The organism is Streptomyces sp. NPDC050619, assembly GCF_040654815.1.
GTDB lineage: Bacteria > Actinomycetota > Actinomycetes > Streptomycetales > Streptomycetaceae > Streptomyces.
The window spans coordinates 1-18738 of record NZ_JBFAIR010000078.1; the positions used below are offsets into that span (position 1 = coordinate 1).

Consider the following 18738-nt stretch of genomic DNA (forward strand, 5'->3'; position numbering starts at 1 on the left):
CCGGCGAGGGTGCGAGTGAAGCCCAAGGTGGCGGCCTTCGCGGCGACGTACAGGGTGCGCCGAGGCGCTCGCGGGTCCGTGAAGCCGGCGCTGAAAGCGAGCAGCGAGGCGACGGTGACGATCGCGCCTTCGCCCGCAGCGAGCATTCCGGGAAGTGCGGCGTGGACCAGCCGGACGGGGGCGACGGCGTTGAGGGTGAGCAGGCGGTCGATGTCGTCCGCCTTGACTTCGGCCAGCGGGGCGTAGCCGCCGGCGCCGGCGTTACTGATCAGCATGCGTACGTCACCGGCGGCCAGGCGGTCGGTGACAGCAGTGATGCCGTCGTGGGTCATGAGGTCGGCGGGCAGCACCTCGACGGCTGCCCCCAGGGCGCGGAGTTCCTCGGCGAGGTCGGCGAGCCGGTCGGCGCGTCGCGCCACCAGCACGAGGTCGTGGTCGTCCGCGAGGAGTCGGGCGTAGGCGGCGCCGATGCCGGAGGACGCGCCGGTGATCAAAGATGTGGTGCGAGTCATGGGAATGAGTATGACTCAAACGCTGGTCTAGCGTCAAACGCTTGATACTGATGAAGTGTCGCATCCCTCTCCCTGATACGAAACAACGAGGAGCCCGTCGGGCTCGACGCTCTTGACCGGGTGACCATCTCGGTGCACGACGAACCGCGGCTGACCGGCGCCGAGCCGGCCCGCCGCCTCGACGTGCCCCCCCAGTGCCCTCGCCGGTAGCCCGCCTGGAGAGCCGCGGGCAGTTGGGGAGACGCGAGCATCCGCGCCACCGGCCGCGAGGGCTGACCTCGGCGCTCTCCGCCTGACTGCCGTCGGGCCAGGGGAACCCGGATCACGTGTCGCGCAGCGCCCGGCGGCCGGTTGGCGGGCTGGACGAGGCCGGTCTCGGAGGCGTAGATGACCGCTTGGACTCGGCGAGGTCGAAAGTGGTCAGGACGACAACGCGTGAGCGGCTGCCGCAGGCGACAATGCGGCCATCAGGGAGGACGTGTTGGCACAGTTCGTAGACCGCCGCTTCGACACAGCCGCCGGAGATGCTGGCGACGGCGGTGCCGTCCGTGTCGACGGCGAGGGCGAAGGGGCGGGCCTCGCGGCACCACTTGTGCAATGTGTCCGCGATGGCGGGCTTTCCGTGAGTGGGGTGCTTCGGGGGACCGCCGCCGCGCCCTGGGGGAGGAGGGCGCGGCGACGGCCGCTGGTGCCGGCGTTGTGGCGTAGTAGGCCGCCGTGCACCGGTGGAAGCGCCCGGGTGGCCGGTGGCGGACCGGTCACCCGGGGGCTCAGAGCAGCGCTTCGGCCGTGATGGGCAGTTCGCGGATGCGACGGCCGGTGGCGTTGAACACCGCGTTGGCGATGGCGGGCGCCACTCCGACGATGACGATCTCGCCGAGTCCCTTGACGCCGATGGGGTCGGCTTCGTAGTCCTCGCCCTCGATGAAGATCGCCTTCATATCGGGCATGTCGGCGTGGGTCGGCACCAGGTAGTCGGCGAGGTTGGCGTTGACGATCCGGCCGTCGCGGTGGTCGGTGACCGTGTGCTCGAGGAGGGCCTGGCCGATCCCGCCGGTCATGGCCCCGATGGCCTGGCTGTCGGCGAGCCTCGGGTTGATGATCCGGGCGGCGTCGTACACGCCGACCATGCGCCGGACCCGTACCAGGCCGAGGCGGGCGTCGACGGCCACCTCGGCGAACAGCGCGGCGTAGGCGTAGAGAGAGAACTTCTCCGGTTCCGGCGCCCCGGCGTACGAGCCGAGCACTTCGAGGTGCGTCCGGTCGTTGCGGGCCAGGAGCCGCTGGTAGGTCTCCCCGCGAGTGGGCTCGTCCTTCACATAGAGCCGACCGCCTCGTACGACGATGTCGGCGGCGTCGGCGCCGTGCAGGGGTGATCTCTCGTCGTTGACCGCGAGCGTGATCGCCTGCCCCCGCAGCTTGTCGCAACCGTCCTGAACGGCGGATCCGACACTGGCCATGGTCTGCGACCCGGCGTGGAGGGGGGCCGGAGGCATGAACGAGTCGCCGAGCCGGAAGGTCACCTTGCGCATGGTCAGGCCGAGGGCGTCGGCGGCGACCTGGGACATGGACGTGGCCGTGCCGGGACCCATGTCGCTGGTCGCGGACTGCACCAAGGCGGTGCCGTCGGCGTCGAGCCGGACCGAGGCCTGGGCCTCGCTGCGCGCGGTGTCGTAGACACCCGCGGCCATCCCCATACCGATGAGCCAGTCACCGTCACGCGTCGAACGCGGCTTCGGGTTGCGCCGGTGCCAGCCGAACTCGCGGGCGCCCGCGCGGTAGCACTCGCGCAGGCGGCGGGTGGAGAACGGCAGGCCGCTGGACTCGTCGTCGGCCGGTTCGTTGCGCAACCGCAGCTCGATCGGGTCCACGCCCAGTTCGTGGGCGAGTTCGTCCATGGCCGACTCGACAGGGTAGGCGCCGCTGGCGTAGCCCGGGCCCCGCATGAACCACGGCGTGCTCACGTCCAGCGGGACGTGGTCATACGCCTGGCGGACGTTGGGCGCGCTGTAGAGCATCCGGCCGGGGACGAGAACGCTTTCGCTGAACGTCTCGTAGCGGGAGGACTCGGCACGGACGTCGTGCGTCGACGCGGCCAGGCGGCCCTTTCGGTCGGCGCCCAGTCGCAGTCCGTACTCGTATGCGGGCCGGTGTCCCACGCCGAAGTACATCTGCCTGCGGGTGAGTACGAGTTTCACCGGGCGTTTCACTTCGCGCGCGGCCATGGCCGCGATGACGGAGTGCACCCAGGTGCGGGCGGCGCTGCCGAAGGCGCCGCCGACGAACGGCGAGATGACGCGGATGTGGTCCGGCGGGATGCCGAACTCTCCGGACAGGCTGAACACGGCGCCCCGCACATACTGGGTCTTCTCCCAGACGGTCAGCCGGTCACCGTCCCAGCGGGCGACGATGCCGGGCGGTTCCATCGGGTTGTGATGGTTGCGCGCCGTCCGGTAGGTGCTCTCCACCCGGACAGCGGCCAAGTCCAGGGCCCGGTCGGCGTCGCCGCGTGCATAGGTCTGGGTTTCGCCGGCGGCGTCGGCGACGCTCAGGTCGGTCGAGGAGGTCTCGGCGGCGTAGGAGACCTCCACCAGACTCGCGGCGTGCTGTGCGATCTCCAGCGTGGTCGCCACCGCGACCGCGACGGGCTGCCCGAAGAACTGGACCCGGTCGTCCTGGAAAGCGCGCAGCGGCTTGCCCGGCGGGAATCGCCCTTCGACGGGCGGCAGCTTGGGCGCGTTGAGGTGGCTGATCACCTTCAGGACGCCGGGCTGGGCTTCGGCGGCGCGGGTGTCGATGCCGGTGATCCGGCCGCGGCCGACGCTGCCTTCCACGATGACCGCGTGCACGACCCCGTCGGGGCTGTTGTCGGCGGCGTACTTCGCTCCCCCGGTCACCTTCAGCCGTGCGTCGACCCGGGGTACCCCCGCACCGACTGCTGCCTGCGGCTGGCTCATTTGGTGCCTCCCACGGTGCGCAGCTGGCGTTCGACGGTGCGTTTGAGCAGCTCGGGCTTGAAGCCGTTGTGCGTGAGGGGGTGGGCCCCGTCGGCCGCGTGCTCGGCGGCCTCGGCCCACAGCCGGTCGGAGGGGCGTTCGCCGATGAGGTGGCGCTCGACGGCGGGCAGCCTCCACGGCACGGTGCCCACCCCGCCGGCGGCGGCCCTCGCCTCGCGGATGACGCCGCCGCGGATGTGCAGCACGACCGCGGCCGAGGTGAGCGCGAACTCGTAGGACTGCCGGTCGCGCACTTTCAGGTAGCCGGACTTCAGCGGGCGCGCGTGGGCGGGGATCTCCACCGTGGTGATCAACTCGCCCTTGCGCAGGGCCTGTTCGTGGTTCGGAGTGCTGCCCGGCTGGAGCAGGAAGTCGGCGAAGGCAACACGGCGCTCCCCGTCCGGGCCCAGCAGGTGCACGGTCGCCTCCAGTGCCGCGAAGGCCACGGCGACGTCGGAGGGGTGGGTGGCCACGCAGTGGCCGGAGGTGCCGAGGATCGCGTGGCTGCGGTTGTAGCCGTGCAGCGCGGCGCACCCGGAGCCCGGCTCGCGCTTGTTGCAGGCGGCGGTCACATCACGGAAGTACGTGCACCGGGTGCGCTGCATGATGTTGCCGCCGATGGTCGCCATGTTCCGCAGCTGCGCCGAAGCACTCAGCTCCAGCGCCTCGGAGATGACGGGATACAGGACACGCACCTTGGGGTGGGCGGCGGCCTCGGCCATGCGGACCAGGGCGCCGATGCGCAGGCCGCCGCGCTCGGTGACGGTGACCTCGCGCAGCGGCAGTGCACTGATGTCGACCAGCGAGCCGGGGCGTTCGACGGTCTCCCGCATCAGGTCGACGAGCGTGGTGCCGCCGGCGATGTAACGCCCGCCGCGCCAACCCGCGTTGAGGGCCTCACGCATGTCCGCGGCCTTGGTGTAGGTGAAGGGATACATGGGGAGCGGCCCTCACTTCCGGCCGGCGGCCTGCTCGACCGCCCGCTCGATCTTCACGTAGCAGCCGCAGCGGCAGAGGTTGCCGCTCATCCACTCCCGGATCTCCTCCCGCGAGCCGGTGTGACCCTCCTGGATGCACCCGACGCCGGACACGATCTGGCCCGATGTGCAGAAGCCGCACTGGAAGGCGTCCTGGTCGACGAACGCCTGCTGCAGCGGGTGGAGCCGGTCGCCCTGTGCCAGGCCCTCGATCGTGGTGACCTCGGCGCCCTCCAGTCGCACGGCGAGCGTCAGACAGGAATTGACCCGGCGTCCGTCGACCAGGACCGTGCAGGCGCCGCAGGCACCGGCGTTGCAGCCCTTCTTCGAGCCGGTCAGGTCGAGATGCTCGCGCAGCAGGTCCAGCAGCGAGGTGCGGTTGTCGACCGTGACGGTGCGCCGGACGCCATTGACCGTCAAGGAGATACGGCTGCCGGGAGACGCCTCGGCGGCGGCCGCTTCCTCGGCAGCGAGCGCGGGCGGCCCCGCGACCAGGCCGCCGACCACGGTGGCTCCTCCGACAGCGGTGGTCGTGGCGATGAACGTACGCCGGGTGGGCGGAGTTGGGGATTCGGCGGGGGGCGTCACGGCTTGGACGGGACGTTCGGTGGACATGTCCACTCTCCCTCGATGGGGGTACGGGTGGTCGTCACAGGCATACCGATGGCCGAGCCGCACCGCGAAGACTCGCGCGGGCTGCTGTTCCCGCCGGCGTGATGGCAGGAGATGGGTGGCGCCGCCGGACGGCGGGACGGATTCGGCGCCCAGAGGCGTGTCGAGCGCGGCACACTGGTCTTCCAGGCCCGGTAGGCACACCCATTCCCTCCCCTCAGGCGCAGCCCGGCAAGGCCTGCGCAGCGGCGCAAAGCCGCCGACTCCGGCGAGGCCTTCCAACAGCCGGACGTTCACCGGCGGTCAGCCGGTCCGCCGCCGCTGTGCCGGCCCGGCGCAGCTCGATGGCCAGGCCGTTCGGCCGGTCCGCCCGCAGGGCCACCGAGAGGAAGGCGCAGTCGTCGGCCAACGTCGCGGCACAAGCGTCACCGCCGACCGAGGAGCCGTCGGTGATCAGGGCCCGGGTTCGGTGCACTTGCCCAGCATTAACCTCTTGGTTCACACCAAGCAATCTTAATTGCATCAAGCATCTTGATACTCACTTCGCCGACCGCCTTGCCCACACGCGGCTGTTCGATGAACGGACATCAGGGTTCAGGACGTGACACCGGGGGCGGAGAGTTCGACATACACGGTGAGTGCGGCGATCGCCGCTGTTGTGGAGGAGGACGCATCGCATGTCAGCCACTGAGACCGAGGCTCCCCCGTCCGGCGCGGCATCTGCCACATCACCGGCGCCACCGTGCACGACGAACCCCAGCCCTTCGGCGGTTTCGGCGTCGGCGGCTGGGGCCGTTCCGGCTCCCGCGCCGCGCTGGAGGAGTTCACCGAGTTGCGCTGGATCACCATCCAGTCCAAATCCCGCTACTGGGCGAGGTCGTACGGCGCACGTGACCCGGCGTTCGCCGCGGCCTTCAGCCCGGCGGTGGGAGCGGCATGGCTGGCGGATGCCCGAGTGACAGAGGCCTCCTACCGACTCAACCGCGAGCTGGAGGAGTTCTTCCGGTCCATCTGACGAGGCCCCTGCACCAGGGATCTCCACCTCTCCAAGGAGTCAACAATGTCGCAGGTCGACAACGACCGCCATGAGATCCGGCAGCTCATCGAGAACTGGGCGGTGTGGCGCGATGCCGGGGACTGGGGCCGCTTCGCCACGGTCTGGCATCCCGCCGACGGCTGGATGAGCGCCACCTGGTTCCAGGGAAGCGCCGCCGACTTCATCAAGGCCAGCCGTGAGGGCTTCGAGAACGGAGTCAGCATCCTGCACTTCCTGGGCGGGCACACCGCGGACATCGTCGGCGACCGGGCCGTCGCCCAGACGAAGATGACGATCAATCAGCGCGCGAGCGTCGACGGCGTTGAGGTCGATGTCGTGTGCACCGGCCGCTTCTACGACTTCCTCTCCCGCCACGAGGGTCGCTGGACCCTGGTGCGCCGGCAGCCGATCTACGAGAAGGACCGGCTCGACGTCGTGGACCCCGCCGCCTCCCTGACGTTGGACCCCGAACTCCTGCACCGGTTCCCGACCGGCTACCGGCACTTGGCCTACCTGCAGACCAAGGCGGGTTTCACAGTGAAGGACGGGCTTCCCGGCCTCACCGGCACAGCAGTGGAGCAGCTCTACGGCGAAGGCAGGCAATGGCTGGCGGAGGCCTGATGAAGTTCACCCACGCGACCCTTCCCCAGCGGGTGGTGTTCGCGGCCGGGGAGTCACCCGCCGCCGTGGCGGCGGAGGTCGAGGCACTCGGCGGCTCCAAGGTCATGCTGATCGCCTCGGACCGCGAGAAGGAGCTGGCCGACCCGATCGCCAAGGAGATCCCGGTCGTGCTGCGTCATGAGGAGGTCGTGATGCACGTGCCCGTCGAAGTCGCGCGACGAGCCCGCCGGGCGGTGGCCGACGCGGGCGCGGACGTCCTGGTCAGCGTCGGCGGCGGCTCGACCACGGGGCTGGCCAAGGTGGTGGCGCTGACCACCGGGCTGCCGATCGTCGCGGTACCCACCACCTACGCGGGCTCCGAGGCGACCAACGTGTGGGGCCTGACCGAAGGCGAGACCAAGACCACCGGCGTGGACGACAAGGTGCTGCCCGCATCGGTCGTCTACGACGCCGGTCTGCTGACCACTCTGCCCGGCGAGATGACGGTGGCCAGCGGCCTGAACGCGATGGCGCACTGCGTGGACTCGATGTGGGGGCCGCGTGCCGACCCGATCGACCGGGCGCTGGCGCAGGAGGGCATCCGCGCACTCGCGACCGGCCTGCCGGCGGTGGCCGACGCCTCGACCGGCGTCGAGGGCATCGAGCAGACGCTGTACGGCGCCTACCTCGCCGCTGTCGCGTTCGCCTCGGCCGGCTCCGGCATGCACCACAAGATCTGCCACGTCCTCGGCGGCATGTTCAACCTCCCACACGCACAGACCCACGCGGTCGTGCTGCCCTACGTGCTGGCCTTCAACGCCCCGCACGCCCCCGAGGCGGAGGCCCGTATCGCCCAGGCCTTCGGCTCCCGGAAGGCCGGCGCCGGCCTGGCCGCCCTGCGCGAGGTGCTGGACGCGCCGAGGGCGCTGCGCGACTACGGCATGCCCGAGGACGGCATCGCCAAGGCGCTGGGGCCGATCACGAAGGCGATCCCCGACAACAACCCGGCCCCCGTCACCGACGAGAACCTGACCGCGCTGCTGAAGGCGGCGTGGGCCGGCGACCCGATCAACTGAAGGAGGCCGTCATGGCTACCAACGTCAACCCCGGCTCGGCCCAGGCCGGTGCCCACGGCACCATCTACCGCGAGGTGTCCCCGGAGCAGCAGGCGGTCGAGCAGCAACTCGTCGACAACGTCGTGGACTCCTTCGACGCCTGCCCGGACCCGCGGCTGCGGGAACTCATGACCTCCCTGGTCAAGCACCTGCACTCCTTCATCCGCGAGGTCCGGCTGACCGAGGATGAGTGGGGGACAGCGATCGACTTCCTCACCAAGGCCGGCCACATCACCGACGACGTCCGGCAGGAGTTCATCCTGCTCTCCGACACCCTCGGCGCGAGCATGCAGACGATCAACATCAACAACCAGGCCTACCAAGGCGCCACCGAGGCCACCGTCTTCGGGCCGTTCTTCGTCGAGGACTCCCCCGCCATCGAACTCGGCGACGACCTGGCCTTCGGTGCCCCCGGCGAACCCTGCTGGGTCGAGGGCACCGTCACCGACACCCACGGCACCCCGCTCGCCGGCGCGCGGATCGAGGTCTGGGAAGCCGACGAGGACGGGCTCTACGACGTGCAGTACGAGGCCGGCAAGCGCGCCGGCCGGGCACACCTCTTCTCCGCGGCCGACGGCACCTACCGTTTCTGGGGCCTGACCCCGACGCCGTACCCCATCCCCGACGACGGACCCGTCGGCAAGATGCTCGACGCGGTCGGCCGCTCACCGCTGCGCGCCGCCCACCTGCACTTCATGGTGTCCCACGAGGGCGCGCGCACGCTGGTGACTCATATCTTCCCCGAGGGCGACCCGATCGGCCGCAAGGACACCGTCTTCGGCGTGAAGGACTCCCTGATCAAACGGTTCGAACAGCAGCCCGCCGGCACGCCGGCCCCCGACGGCCGCGTCATCGACGGCACCTGGAGCCGGGTGCGCTTCGACATCGTCCTCGCCCCCGCGGGCGCATGACCTGCCAGCCGTTAGGGTTCAGTGCGGATTCCGTCGTCTGCTCCAACCAGCAGTGGAACCGAATCCGCGATAGCGGTTGATGGAGGAAAGAGCCATGCCTCGCGCTCACGAGCCAGGACGCACCGTCAGCTCTCGACTGTGGGATCTGCTGTTCTCCTTCGACCCCAGCCACACTGAGCTGAGCCTGGCCGACCTGGTCCGACGTACCGGCATGCCGCACGCCACCGCCAGGCGCCTGACGCTCGAACTCGTGGAGGCAGGCGCGCTGGAACGCACCAGCGACAACCGCTTCGCGATCGGCCTGCCGCTGTGGCGCCTCGGGACCCTCGCACCACGCGCCGAGACACTGCGCAGCGCCGCGCAGCCGTTCGTGGAGGACCTGTACACGGCTCTTCGCCAGCATGTGCAGTTGGCTGTCCTCCAGGGCGACCAAGCCGTGATCATCGAGCGCTTGTCGGCCCTCAACGCCGTCGGTCTGACCTCACAGATCGGCGGCCAGCTGCCCCTGCACTGCTCAGGCGTCGGCAAGGTACTGCTGAGCCACAGCAGTCCGGCCTTCATCGATGAGGTGCTGGCGGGAAGGCTGCAACGCTTCACTCCCAGAACGATCGTGGACCCGGCCGAACTCCGTGGCCAACTGGCGTCCTGTCGCTCGACCGGAACGGTCGTCGTCAAGGAAGAGCTGAGCGAAGGGGCCGAGTCGGTCGCGACGCGCATCGTCGACGGCCGCGGCAAAGTCGTCGCGGCCCTCTCCGTCGTGGTGGCCGCGGGCTCGATCAAACTGCAGGCGGCCGTTCCCTCGCTGGTCGCGAGCGGACTGGGACTGTCCAGGAGCCTCGGCTGGAGGCCAGGCGTCCCCATCCACACCTCTTAACTACGGGACGAGGAAACCGGCACCTCTGAGCGATCGTGGCCGGCATGCAGACGTCGTCCATACTGGTCGGCCTCGGGCGCGTGGTGGTCATCATCGATCGGCTCCTGTCCGAGCCGAGTTCGCGGGCGGTCAGCCGTCGAGGGTGTGCGGATCTTCGTCGAGAGGAGCCTGACCCACGCCACCGCGCCCGCCCGCGAGGATGAGCGCCGCCGCCTCCAACTCTGGTTTCTGATCCGCGGGAGCATGGGACGGGGAGGCCTGGAAAGCCGCGTAAGCCTCGCTCAGGGCGGGATTGCCGGCCAGGTTGCGGCCGATCTCCTTGGCAGCGCGGCCCAGCGCGATGGCAGCGTGTTGACCGCGAGGGTGGTGTGCGTGCCGGCCGCCACCATGGCCAGGCTCGTCGGGAAGATGGCCGCGGCCCCGACACCGCTGAGGATCTGGGCAAGGATCAACAACGTCACCCGAGTGTCGGTCGAATACCCCGGACCCGGCACCAGGACCGCGAGAGTCGAGCCGAGCCCGATGAGCGCGGCGCCCCCCACGAGCAGACGCTTACGGCCGAACAGGTCACCGAACACGCCGAAGCCCAGCTCCAACACGGCGACGGGAATCATGATGGCGGTGCTGATCCACGTCAGTTGCAGCCTGCGCTCACAGCACAGACCGCACCAGCGCCCACACGGTGCTGTGGCCGACGAACGTCGCCAGAGACACTAGCCTCGGGCGGCGAACGCAGCGGCCGCTTCCTCGAAGGAGGCAGGTTCACGGCCGAGCAGCATCCGCAGGACGTTGCTGTTGCCGCGCAGGCCGTGCCGGTCGTAGTCCTGCCACATGGCCCGCATGTCCGGGCCCCGGGACGGATCGTCGGCCACTGGGGGCGGGAGCGGCGCTTCCTCCCAGTCGACCGTCCTCGCCTCGAGCTCCACACCTCGTACACGTCCCGCGATGCGCAGCGCCTCGGCCGGCGTGGTGGTGGGTCCCGCCAGCTCGTAGGTGGCCGAGTCGTGGCCCTGCTCGGACAACACCTTGACGCCGACTTCCGCGAGTTCACGCAGATCGATGAACGAGAACTTGTTGTGGACGTCGAACGGCAGGTTCACCGGCCCCGCGGGGGCCCTTCCCCACGTCGACAGGACGATCTGGGCGAACATCGAGGGCTGGAGGATCGTCCAGTCCAGGTCCGAGGCCCGCACGGCGGCCTCGGCGTTCGCCTTGCGCAGGTGGTGACGCAGCCCGGGGGTGTGCGGGTGGAGGACGGACAGGTACACGAACCGGCGCGCGCCCGCGTGCTCGGCCGCCTCGATCGCCCTGATCGCGAAGACGTCCTCCTCCGGATGGAACGCCGGAGGAATCATGAACACGAAGTCGGCGTTCTTCACCGCCTGGCGTACGGCGTCGGGCTCCGCGAGATCGGCCTCGACGATCTCGTCGACGCCCAGAGCGGCCACCCGTTCACCGCCCCCCGGACCGTGCACCACTGCGCGGACCCTGAACGGGGACCGTTGGGCCGCCTCCAACAGGTACGTACCACAGAGCCCGGCCGCCCCGATCACCGCGAGCAAGGGCGGCTCTTCGCTGCGTACGGCTTCCGTTTCGGACACTTTCGGGTTTCCTCTCGCTGGTTCCTCGATGACTTCGTAAAACACGACGATGGACTCGTGCCCTGGATCAGGGATTGACCACGGTCATCCACATGGATTCGTCGCGGCGTTGCATGGCGTCGACGGCCCCCAACGCGTCGCTGAGCGGGAACCGATGGGTGATGAGCTCATCAGCGGTGAGGACGCCCGACTCCAGCAGGCGCAGAACTTCCAGCGCGTCGTTGCGGGTACAGGCGCGGGTACCGATGAACCGCCACATGTTCATCATGAGTGCCATCGGTGACTGCGGGAGCGGAGTGCTGTTGCCTCCCATGTGAACCAGCGCACCGCCGGTCGCAAGCCCGGCCATGGCCTGACCGGTGACCGGCCCGTCGGGGACGTAGTCGAGGATCGCGTGCGCTCCCCCGGGTGCCAGTTCGCGCAGCCGGCCGCCGAGAGCGTTGCTGGTCGCCCAGTCGTCGGGGAGTTCGTCCAGGGCGACGGTGGCGGCCGGGATGCCGCCGGACAGCATCGCGACGGTCTTGAGCCGGTCACTGTGGCGGCCGACGAGGATGAGCTCGGCGACACCGAAGTGCTTCGCGAGCTTGACCGTCGCGGCGCCCATGGCACCGGTGGCGGCGGTGACGACGACGGTGGATCCCATCGGCAGCCCGGCCCACTTGAGCGCGCGTACGGCGTTGGCGAGGGTGTGCACCTTGGCCGCGACGTCGAAGCCGACGGATTCCGGCAGCGGGTCGACCAGCCAGTACGGGAGGCGCACGTACTCCGCGAGCGCTCCGTTGTGGTACTCGTCGTAGAGCGGCATCGCGGAGTCGTTGAAGGCGGCGTAGCCCATGATGGACTGCTGCGCGCACATCATGTCGCGGTCGGTACGGCAGTGGATGCAGGAACGGCAGTTCAGGAAGGGGTGGACCCGGACCCGGTCGCCGACGCGGACGCCGGTGACGTCGCTGCCGACGACAGTGACGGTGCCGGCGGCTTCGAAGCCGAGGGTGGTGGGCAGATGCTTGAACGCGCCCCTTCTGAGCAGGTGCATGAGGCCCGGGGCCAGGCCGGCGGATGCGACCCGCACGACAACGTCGATCGGGCCTGGCTCGGGGACGGGGATGTCCTCCAGTACGAGAGTGCCGGCGTCGCGCTGGGCGCGCAGGGCGCGCATCGTGGTCATGCGTGGACCTCCACGTTGAGGGCCGCGAGCCGTTCGGGTGCGTACTGATCGGCGGTACGAGCGGTGTCGGCAACCTGCGGAAGCTCGCTGCGCGAGAGCAGGCTGACGTAGTTGCCGGGCTCGGTTGTGACGTCGGCGTGGGAGATGCCGAGCGGAATGCGCACGAAGTCGCCCGGCTCTAGGTCGACGATGCCGTGTTGGGTGATCAGTGTGCGGTGGCCGTTGGCCTGGTACTGGATCTCGTCGGCATCCAGGGTGCGGCGGTAGCGGCGCTCACCACCGGGCACGGTGGTGACGAGCCCGATGCGGACGCGGTCGGTGCCGTACATCCAGGTGGTGTCGCGGTCGGGGTCGGCACGCAGGACCTGTATCCGGCGGTCGTCGCTGTGGACATGGTCGAGCAGCTGCTGTTCGTCTACCGGGAAGAGGACGACGTCGCCGCCGGGCGCCCCCAGGTTCCAGGAGACGGCCTCGTTGGCCTCACCGGGCTGCCAGCCGGGAAACGGCGGGAACATTGCCCGGGACTCGCGGTGGGCCGATACCAGTTCGGTGACCGGCGCCGGGATGTAGAACAGCAGGTGGCTTTCGGCTCGGCTGCTGTTGTCGTGGGCCACGCCTTGGGGGATGCGGGAGAATTCGCCGGGCCAGTTGTGCTCGACCGAGCCGAGTTCGGTCATCAGAGTGCGCTCGCCGGCAATCTGATAGGAGATCTCGTCCACGTCGCAGTTGCGGTGGTAAAACGGCTGCCGGCCGTCCAGTTTCTGCCACTCGACGCGGATCTCGTCGTTCTCGTAGACACCGCGCGGCGGGGCGTACGCCTCTTCCTGGAACTCCTGCGGGTAGTGCACCACGGTCAGGGTCGGCTGCTCGCCCGCAAGCTTGATGGGCACCTTGGGCGGATGCGGCGGTGACAGCAGCAGATGCTCGTCACGGACGACGCTCTGCAGCGGCCGGTCCGATGCCATGACCATGAGGTCCTCGTTGACGCTCACGGCAACCTCCTCGTTCTGGGTGGCGTCGCGTAATGCGGCGCAGGTTGTCAGCCGATCCCACTGCCCGGAACTCAGCAGGATCGGAGAGGGGGCTGCGCTCGAAGGAAGGGGCCGATTCCCGGCTTCGTATCCGTGCGCAGCCTTTCCGGCATGACGGGTGCCTGCCGACGCTGTTACTTCTTTCGGCCCCAGAACATCTCGATTCCGCGCCACTCCAGCAGCTGCGGGCTGTCGACCGTGTCCCCGAACGCGTCGCGGACCTCCTCGCCGGACCAGTAGGGAATGTTTTCCACGCCCACATGCTGAAACAGCTTGTCGTACCACTGCCGCAGATGAACGTCGGAGTTGATGCGCGCGTCGAACGCCGGCCCCCTCAGGACCGACTCGGCCAGCACGATGCGGCGGCCCGGCTTCATCACGCGCAGCAGGTCCCTGGCCGCCTCCGCCCAGTCGTCGCAGTGCTGGGTCGCCTGGAGCACCGCGACGCAGTCGTACTCCTCGTCGGCCTTCGAGTCCGCGTAGTCCCAGCGCCAGCAGCCGGTCTGGCCGTTGCGTCCGGGGAGCCGGCCCAGGACCGCCTTCCGCCCGTCGTGGATGATCTCCACCTCATCCACGGCGCCGTCCGGACCCACGATCTTCCGCATGTCTTCCAGCCACCCCGCGGGGGCGATGCCCTCACCGATGAGCAGGACCTTGTCTCCGGCGCGGAGTTCGAGGAGACCATAGGCGATTTCGGAGATCGGCCGGGCCAGCTCCCTCCAGATGTACGGCAGCCCGCCGGCCACCGACAGGGCCAACTCCCACTTGTGGCGCAGGGCGATGTCGTGGACGTCCTTCCCCAAAAGCTCCTCGTCCCACGGCTGGATGTGGTCCCACGGGTTTCCGCCGCCGAAACTGCTCTTGACTTCGCTGCTCACCTGAATGCCTCCAACGACTGGGCTGTCGCACGTGCGACAGCCGCCAGAATCGACTTTTCCTGACTTCGAGGACGCCACGGCTCCGGCATCCTCAGGATGGCCTCCGCGCGTCAGGCGCAGGTGTTCGCGAGGGTGCCGATGCCCTCGATCTCGATCCGGACCTCGTCCCCGGTCCGCAGGAACAGGCCTTGTTTGTGCCCGACCCCGGCCGGGGTTCCGGTGGCGATCACGTCGCCGGGTTCGAGGGTCGTCTGCCGCGACAGGTAGGAGACCAGCGCGGGAACCGGGTGGATGAGCTGGGAGGTGCGCGCGTCCTGGCGGAGTTCGCCGGTGACCCAGGTGCGCAGGTGCAGGTCATCGGGATCGGCGAACTCATCCAGCGTGGCCAGGGCGGGGCCCATGGGGGTGAAGGTGTCGAAGCTCTTGGCCGCGGTGACGTTGGCCGCTCGGCCGGGAACGCGTCCTTTCTGGACGTCGCGCGCGCTGACGTCGTTGCAGATCGTGAAGCCGGCGACGAACGAGTACGCGTCCGCCTCCGGCACGTCGGTGGCGCGCCTGCCGATGACGACCGCGAGTTCGCCTTCGTAGTCGACCTCGTCCGGGGCCGCCTTCGGGAAGCGGATCTGCTCGCCCGTGCCGATCACCGAGGACGGAGCCTTCAGGAAGATGACCGGATCCTCCGCCGTGCCGGTGTACCCCACCTCGGTGCGGTGACCGGCGTAGGCGTAACCCACCGCCCAGATCTTGGAGGGTCTGGGGACGGGGGCGATGAGCTGGGCCTGGGCCACGGGTACACGGTCGCGGACCGCGGCCGTGGCGATGGACGCGATGTCGAGGCCGGCCTGCAGGGCGGCACCGAGGTCCACAGCGTCGAGGTCGAGGAGGGCGACGGTATCGCCGTCGTCCTCGAGTCTGCCGATTCCCTTGGCCGTGCTGACGAGCCTGGTCACAGGGCCACCGCCCGGTTGTCGAGGCGCAGCAGCTCGTCCTTGGGGTCACCGGCACGGTAGCGGGCGACGAAGCGATCGGGGTCGAGCTCCAGGCCGGAGGGGTTCGCCGCGAAGACGGGCCCGGACATGAAGGCCACCTCTTCCTCGGTGGTGGCGAAGTTGGCGCAGGAGAACTCGACGATGTTCTTGTCCGGGTCGCGGTAGTAGAAGCTGGTGGCCTGGCCGTGGTTGGCGGCGCGGTGCGGGCGGGCGCCGATGGACGCCATGTGCTCGGACTGGGTGACCAGTTCGCCCAGCGAGCCGACACCGAACTGGAAGTGATGCAGGCCCGGCCCGGAGGCGTCGGAGCCGATCAGGCTGTCGATGCCGAACAACGCGAGGACCTGGCTGCCGTGCGGGGCGTCATGCACACGGAAGAAGCCCAGTCGGACATCGACCGCTCGCTCGGGCATCCCCGCGGGACGCGGCGGGGCGTCGGGGTCCGGGGTCCGCTCGTAGAACGGGCCGTGTCCCAGTACGTGTGTGTAGAAGGCGGCCATGTCGTCGTAGCGGCCGGTCTTGAGCACGAGTTCGGCTATCTGCAGCGCGACGGCCTGGGTCTCGGTGGCCGCGGGGGCGGCCGTGCTCTGGGGGGTCGTCGTCATCGTGGGGCCTCCTTGCCCGTCAGACGGTGGGGTGCAACGGCCTCGATGTGCGTTGCGTGATCCGCCACTGTCCGCCGGAGTAGCGGAACCGGTGAACGGTGTTGAGGACGCGGTCCAAGACGTAGGCGCCGTCGGGCTGCCGGACGTGCAGCAGCACCATCGTCTGCAACTCGACCTTGTCGTCGCCTCCGTCGTCCTGACCGGTGACGACCTCGTTGGCGAGCACATGGACGGTTTGCCGTCCGGTGTTGGCCTCTCGCGCCTTGAGGAAGCCGAGTATCTCGTCCCGCCCGCGAAAGACCCGGCCGTGTGCCTCGAACTCGGCGTCATCGGCGAAAGCGCCGATCCCGGCGGTGGCCCTGCCGCTGTCGATGTCGCGGTGGTAGCTGACAACCAGGGCCCGGCAGTGGCCCACAGCATCGCTTGGCTCGGCCGGAGAGACCACGACGTTTCCCCTATCTCTTGAACCGGGGTCAAGCGTAGCACTGCATCCTCCTAGTTGATAGATGCTTATTCCTTCGGCTCTTCCACAGAATGGCCTTAGCATGCGACTCTGACCCGGGTTCAAGAGTTTGGGTCGTGACTGATCCAAGCCGTGCTCAGGAAGGCAGGTCCCCTGTGTCTGACCGCAACGAAAGAGCCGGATCCCGGCGTGTCCTGGTCGTCGGGGCGGGGCCCGTGGGTCTCTCGCTCGCGATCGAGCTGGGGTGGCGCGGTGTGCCGGTGACAGTGATCGATCAAGGCGACGGCAGCGTGCCCTTCCCGGCGGGCGAGGCGATCTTCTCCCGCACCATGGAACACCTTCGGCGCTGGGGCTGTGCGGAAGAGGCGCGCGCCCAGTCGGCACCGCCCACGCACTACCCGCACCGCACGGTGTTCGCCACATCAGTGACCGGACACGTGCTCACCGAATTCGACTACGGGGTCACGAACCGATCTCCCGGCGCGTACGGCCCGCTGACGCCGGAGGGCCCCGCGTTCCTGTCCAAGTTCTCGTTCCTTCCGCTGCTCGAACAAACGGCGCGAGCCCTGCCCTCGGTCGACATCAGGTTCGCCACCCGCCTGGAGACGTTCGAGCAGGACTTGGAAGGTGTCCTCGCCGAGGTACGTGACCTGGCCAGCGGCGCCACCGGGACACTGGCCGGCGACTACCTCGTGGCCTGTGACGGAGGCCGCAGCAACGTCCGGCGAGCCCTGGGCATCGAGTTCGAGGGCAGGTTCGCGCAGGGCCACAACTTCGCGGTGCACTTCCGCGCGCCGCGACTGCCGGCCCTGCTCCGTGAGCGGCTGGGCGGCCCGGCCGTACAGATCCACACCCTGTCATCGCCGCGCAGGCCATACATCACCGTGGTCAACGGCGTGGACGAGTGGAGGCTCTCGGTCTACCTGGACCAAGAGCCCGAGCCCGAGCCCGAGCCCAAGGACGCGGTCGCCTGGGTGCACGAAGCCGTCGGTGCGCCCATCGACGTGGAGATACTCGCCGCCCAGCCCTGGAGCGGGCACTGCGTCGTGGCCCGCAGCTACCGCGCGGGACGCGTGTTCCTCGCCGGTGATGCGGCCCATCTGCTGTGGCCCAAGGGAGGCTTCGGCGCCAACACCGGGATCGGCGACGCCGTCGACCTCGGCTGGAAACTCGCCGCGGTCCTTGAGGGCTGGGCAGGCCCCGCACTACTCGACAGCTACGAGGCGGAACGGCGGCCGATCGCCGTCCGCAACGTCACCGAGGCATCGAACAACTGGAAGTCCGACTCCCAACTCGCACCCGATCCCGCGCTCGGCCGCGCGGACACGCAGGGCGACCGGGCCCGCACTGAGATGGGCGAGATGATCCGCCGGTCACGGGGCAAGGAGTTCCGCTGCACAGGCGTCCAGCTCGGATACCGCTACAGCGGCTCCCCGGTCTGCGTACCGGACGCCACCCCGCAGCCGCCCGACGAGCCGGACGACTACGTCCCCTCGACCTGGCCCGGCTGCCGCGCACCGCACCTGTGGCTGCCCGACGGCAGCTCCATCCTCGACCACTTCGGCCGCGGCTTCGTGCTCGTGGTCTCAGGCCCGGCCGACCCGTCCCCACTGGTGAAGGCCGCACACCAGCACGGCGTGCCGTTGACGGTGCTGCGCCTGACCGATCCGGCCGCGGCCAGGCTCTACGAGCGGCCACTGGTGCTGGTCCGCCCCGACGGGCACGTCGGATGGCGAGGCACACAGGCTCCGGCCGACCCCGCCGCGGTGCTCGACCGGCTGCGCGGAGCAAAGACCGGAAATCCGGCCACGGGTGCGGGTTCGGTCGTGGTGACGCGGGCGGCCACGGCTGAAGCCGGTACCCGCCAACTGTGACCCGACCGCGATCAGCGGTCAGATCCTGTTGCTCAGGTCCTCTTGATCAGGTCCTCTTGATCGGTGAACGCCCGGCCAGGACAGACTCCATCAGGAAACGGAGCATCTCGTGTGCCGGTCTGTTCCGGTCGTTGGGCACGTGCGCGCCTTCGAACACGGTGACCACCGTATCGCGGAGGAGCGCGGCATCGATGTCGGAGTCGCCGTCGAGGCCGTGCTCGGCCATGACCTCGTCGACCAGCCCGACGATCCAGCCCAGGAAGGTGTTGTGGGCGGCCCGAACCGCCTCCGAATGCGGAAGCCGATCGTGCATGGCCTGGTGCAGCGGCCGGGAATAGCGCATGTCGGACAGGCCACGCACCAGCCGGCTCAGTGGATCGGCACCCGCCTGCTCCGCGCTCAGGGTGCGGATCTCACGGCTGAGCATCCGGTCCATCACCGCGGCGAAGATGTCGTCCTTCGAGTTGAAGTACCAGTAGACGTTGCCCCTGGCCAC

At 69.4% G+C, this 18738-nt stretch carries 19 protein-coding genes and 2 pseudogenes; 6 read left to right on the forward strand and 15 right to left on the reverse strand.

The annotated features are described in order from the left end of the window. The 6 genes and pseudogenes from AB0I77_RS51940 to AB0I77_RS51965 form a co-directional block, all read right to left on the reverse strand. Positions 1 to 512 (reverse strand): SDR family NAD(P)-dependent oxidoreductase (locus AB0I77_RS51940; protein WP_363290037.1); only part of this gene is annotated, 512 nt, incomplete at its 3' end. 466 nt (positions 513 to 978) lie between these two features. After that, a pseudogene (locus tag AB0I77_RS51945) lies at positions 979 to 1122 on the reverse strand (XdhC family protein); the annotation flags it as partial. Positions 1123 to 1282: 160 nt separating this feature from the next. Then, positions 1283 to 3469, reverse strand: coding sequence for a xanthine dehydrogenase family protein molybdopterin-binding subunit (locus tag AB0I77_RS51950; RefSeq protein WP_363290038.1), 2187 nt, complete (start codon positions 3467 to 3469; stop codon positions 1283 to 1285). Continuing rightward, positions 3466 to 4446 carry a xanthine dehydrogenase family protein subunit M gene (locus tag AB0I77_RS51955; protein WP_363290039.1) on the reverse strand — a complete coding sequence of 327 codons (981 nt, stop codon included), beginning with the start codon at positions 4444 to 4446 and terminating at the stop codon, positions 3466 to 3468. The genes AB0I77_RS51950 and AB0I77_RS51955 overlap by 4 nt, the downstream gene beginning before the upstream one ends. A gap of 12 nt (positions 4447 to 4458) precedes the next feature. Further along, positions 4459 to 5100 carry a (2Fe-2S)-binding protein gene (locus AB0I77_RS51960; protein WP_363290040.1) on the reverse strand — a complete coding sequence of 214 codons (642 nt, stop codon included), beginning with the start codon at positions 5098 to 5100 and terminating at the stop codon, positions 4459 to 4461. Between the two features lie 214 nt (positions 5101 to 5314). Beyond that, a complete protein-coding gene (locus AB0I77_RS51965; protein ID WP_363290041.1) occupies positions 5315 to 5572 on the reverse strand; it encodes a hypothetical protein in 258 nt (85 codons plus the stop codon). A 267-nt stretch (positions 5573 to 5839) separates the two neighbouring features. On the opposite strand from AB0I77_RS51965, the gene AB0I77_RS51970 reads away from it, so the two are divergent. The 5 genes from AB0I77_RS51970 (at position 5840) to AB0I77_RS51990 (ending at position 9633) form a co-directional block, all read left to right on the forward strand. Next, the gene (locus tag AB0I77_RS51970) at positions 5840 to 6112 is read left to right on the forward strand and encodes a hypothetical protein (protein WP_363290042.1); all 273 of its coding nucleotides are present in this window, start codon (positions 5840 to 5842) and stop codon (positions 6110 to 6112) included. A gap of 45 nt (positions 6113 to 6157) precedes the next feature. Further along, positions 6158 to 6754, forward strand: a complete 597-nt coding sequence (locus AB0I77_RS51975; RefSeq protein WP_363290043.1) for a nuclear transport factor 2 family protein — start codon at positions 6158 to 6160, stop codon at positions 6752 to 6754. Then, positions 6754 to 7809 (forward strand): maleylacetate reductase, encoded by a 1056-nt coding sequence (locus AB0I77_RS51980; RefSeq protein ID WP_363290044.1) that lies wholly within the window; start codon positions 6754 to 6756, stop codon positions 7807 to 7809. The genes AB0I77_RS51975 and AB0I77_RS51980 overlap by 1 nt, the downstream gene beginning before the upstream one ends. An 11-nt stretch (positions 7810 to 7820) precedes the next feature. After that, positions 7821 to 8759, forward strand: a complete 939-nt coding sequence (locus tag AB0I77_RS51985; protein WP_363290046.1) for a dioxygenase — start codon at positions 7821 to 7823, stop codon at positions 8757 to 8759. A gap of 94 nt (positions 8760 to 8853) precedes the next feature. Continuing rightward, positions 8854 to 9633: an IclR family transcriptional regulator gene (locus tag AB0I77_RS51990; protein ID WP_363290047.1), complete on the forward strand. Its 780-nt coding sequence runs from the start codon at positions 8854 to 8856 to the stop codon at positions 9631 to 9633. Between the two features lie 362 nt (positions 9634 to 9995). Here the strand turns inward: AB0I77_RS51990 and AB0I77_RS51995 are convergent. From AB0I77_RS51995 to AB0I77_RS52030, 8 genes and pseudogenes are all read right to left on the reverse strand, one after another. Further along, positions 9996 to 10274: pseudogene (locus AB0I77_RS51995) on the reverse strand (MFS transporter); the annotation flags it as partial. 72 nt (positions 10275 to 10346) lie between these two features. Further along, positions 10347 to 11234 carry an NAD(P)H-binding protein gene (locus AB0I77_RS52000; protein ID WP_363290048.1) on the reverse strand — a complete coding sequence of 296 codons (888 nt, stop codon included), beginning with the start codon at positions 11232 to 11234 and terminating at the stop codon, positions 10347 to 10349. A gap of 67 nt (positions 11235 to 11301) precedes the next feature. Beyond that, entirely contained in the window at positions 11302 to 12402 is a 1101-nt protein-coding gene (locus AB0I77_RS52005) for an alcohol dehydrogenase catalytic domain-containing protein (RefSeq protein ID WP_363290049.1), read from the reverse strand. After that, entirely contained in the window at positions 12399 to 13394 is a 996-nt protein-coding gene (locus tag AB0I77_RS52010) for a hypothetical protein (protein WP_363290050.1), read from the reverse strand. Before AB0I77_RS52010 ends, AB0I77_RS52005 begins: the two co-directional genes overlap by 4 nt. Before the next feature lie 173 nt (positions 13395 to 13567). After that, positions 13568 to 14311 carry a methyltransferase domain-containing protein gene (locus tag AB0I77_RS52015; protein WP_363290051.1) on the reverse strand — a complete coding sequence of 248 codons (744 nt, stop codon included), beginning with the start codon at positions 14309 to 14311 and terminating at the stop codon, positions 13568 to 13570. Positions 14312 to 14421: 110 nt separating this feature from the next. Further along, entirely contained in the window at positions 14422 to 15261 is an 840-nt protein-coding gene (locus AB0I77_RS52020) for a fumarylacetoacetate hydrolase family protein (RefSeq protein ID WP_363290052.1), read from the reverse strand. Beyond that, positions 15258 to 15905: a VOC family protein gene (locus AB0I77_RS52025; RefSeq protein ID WP_363290053.1), complete on the reverse strand. Its 648-nt coding sequence runs from the start codon at positions 15903 to 15905 to the stop codon at positions 15258 to 15260. Before AB0I77_RS52025 ends, AB0I77_RS52020 begins: the two co-directional genes overlap by 4 nt. A 19-nt stretch (positions 15906 to 15924) precedes the next feature. Continuing rightward, a complete protein-coding gene (locus AB0I77_RS52030; RefSeq protein WP_363290054.1) occupies positions 15925 to 16350 on the reverse strand; it encodes a nuclear transport factor 2 family protein in 426 nt (141 codons plus the stop codon). Positions 16351 to 16523: 173 nt separating this feature from the next. On the opposite strand from AB0I77_RS52030, the gene AB0I77_RS52035 reads away from it, so the two are divergent. Beyond that, positions 16524 to 18242 carry an FAD-dependent monooxygenase gene (locus AB0I77_RS52035; protein WP_363290055.1) on the forward strand — a complete coding sequence of 573 codons (1719 nt, stop codon included), beginning with the start codon at positions 16524 to 16526 and terminating at the stop codon, positions 18240 to 18242. A 46-nt stretch (positions 18243 to 18288) separates the two neighbouring features. Here AB0I77_RS52035 and AB0I77_RS52040 read toward each other — a convergent pair. Further along, a partial coding sequence (locus AB0I77_RS52040; RefSeq protein WP_363290056.1) for a TetR/AcrR family transcriptional regulator occupies positions 18289 to 18738 on the reverse strand: 450 nt, incomplete at its 5' end.

Coding starts and splice junctions, on each gene's coding strand:
- AB0I77_RS51985 (WP_363290046.1), top strand. CDS start 7,821: ATGGCTACCAACGTCAACCCCGGCTCGGCCCAGGCCGGTGCCCACGGC.
- AB0I77_RS51980 (WP_363290044.1), top strand. CDS start 6,754: ATGAAGTTCACCCACGCGACCCTTCCCCAGCGGGTGGTGTTCGCGGCC.
- AB0I77_RS51975 (WP_363290043.1), top strand. CDS start 6,158: ATGTCGCAGGTCGACAACGACCGCCATGAGATCCGGCAGCTCATCGAG.
- AB0I77_RS51990 (WP_363290047.1), top strand. CDS start 8,854: ATGCCTCGCGCTCACGAGCCAGGACGCACCGTCAGCTCTCGACTGTGG.
- AB0I77_RS52005 (WP_363290049.1), bottom strand. CDS start 12,402: ATGACCACGATGCGCGCCCTGCGCGCCCAGCGCGACGCCGGCACTCTC.
- AB0I77_RS51960 (WP_363290040.1), bottom strand. CDS start 5,100: ATGTCCACCGAACGTCCCGTCCAAGCCGTGACGCCCCCCGCCGAATCC.
- AB0I77_RS52025 (WP_363290053.1), bottom strand. CDS start 15,905: ATGACGACGACCCCCCAGAGCACGGCCGCCCCCGCGGCCACCGAGACC.
- AB0I77_RS51950 (WP_363290038.1), bottom strand. CDS start 3,469: ATGAGCCAGCCGCAGGCAGCAGTCGGTGCGGGGGTACCCCGGGTCGAC.
- AB0I77_RS51955 (WP_363290039.1), bottom strand. CDS start 4,446: ATGTATCCCTTCACCTACACCAAGGCCGCGGACATGCGTGAGGCCCTC.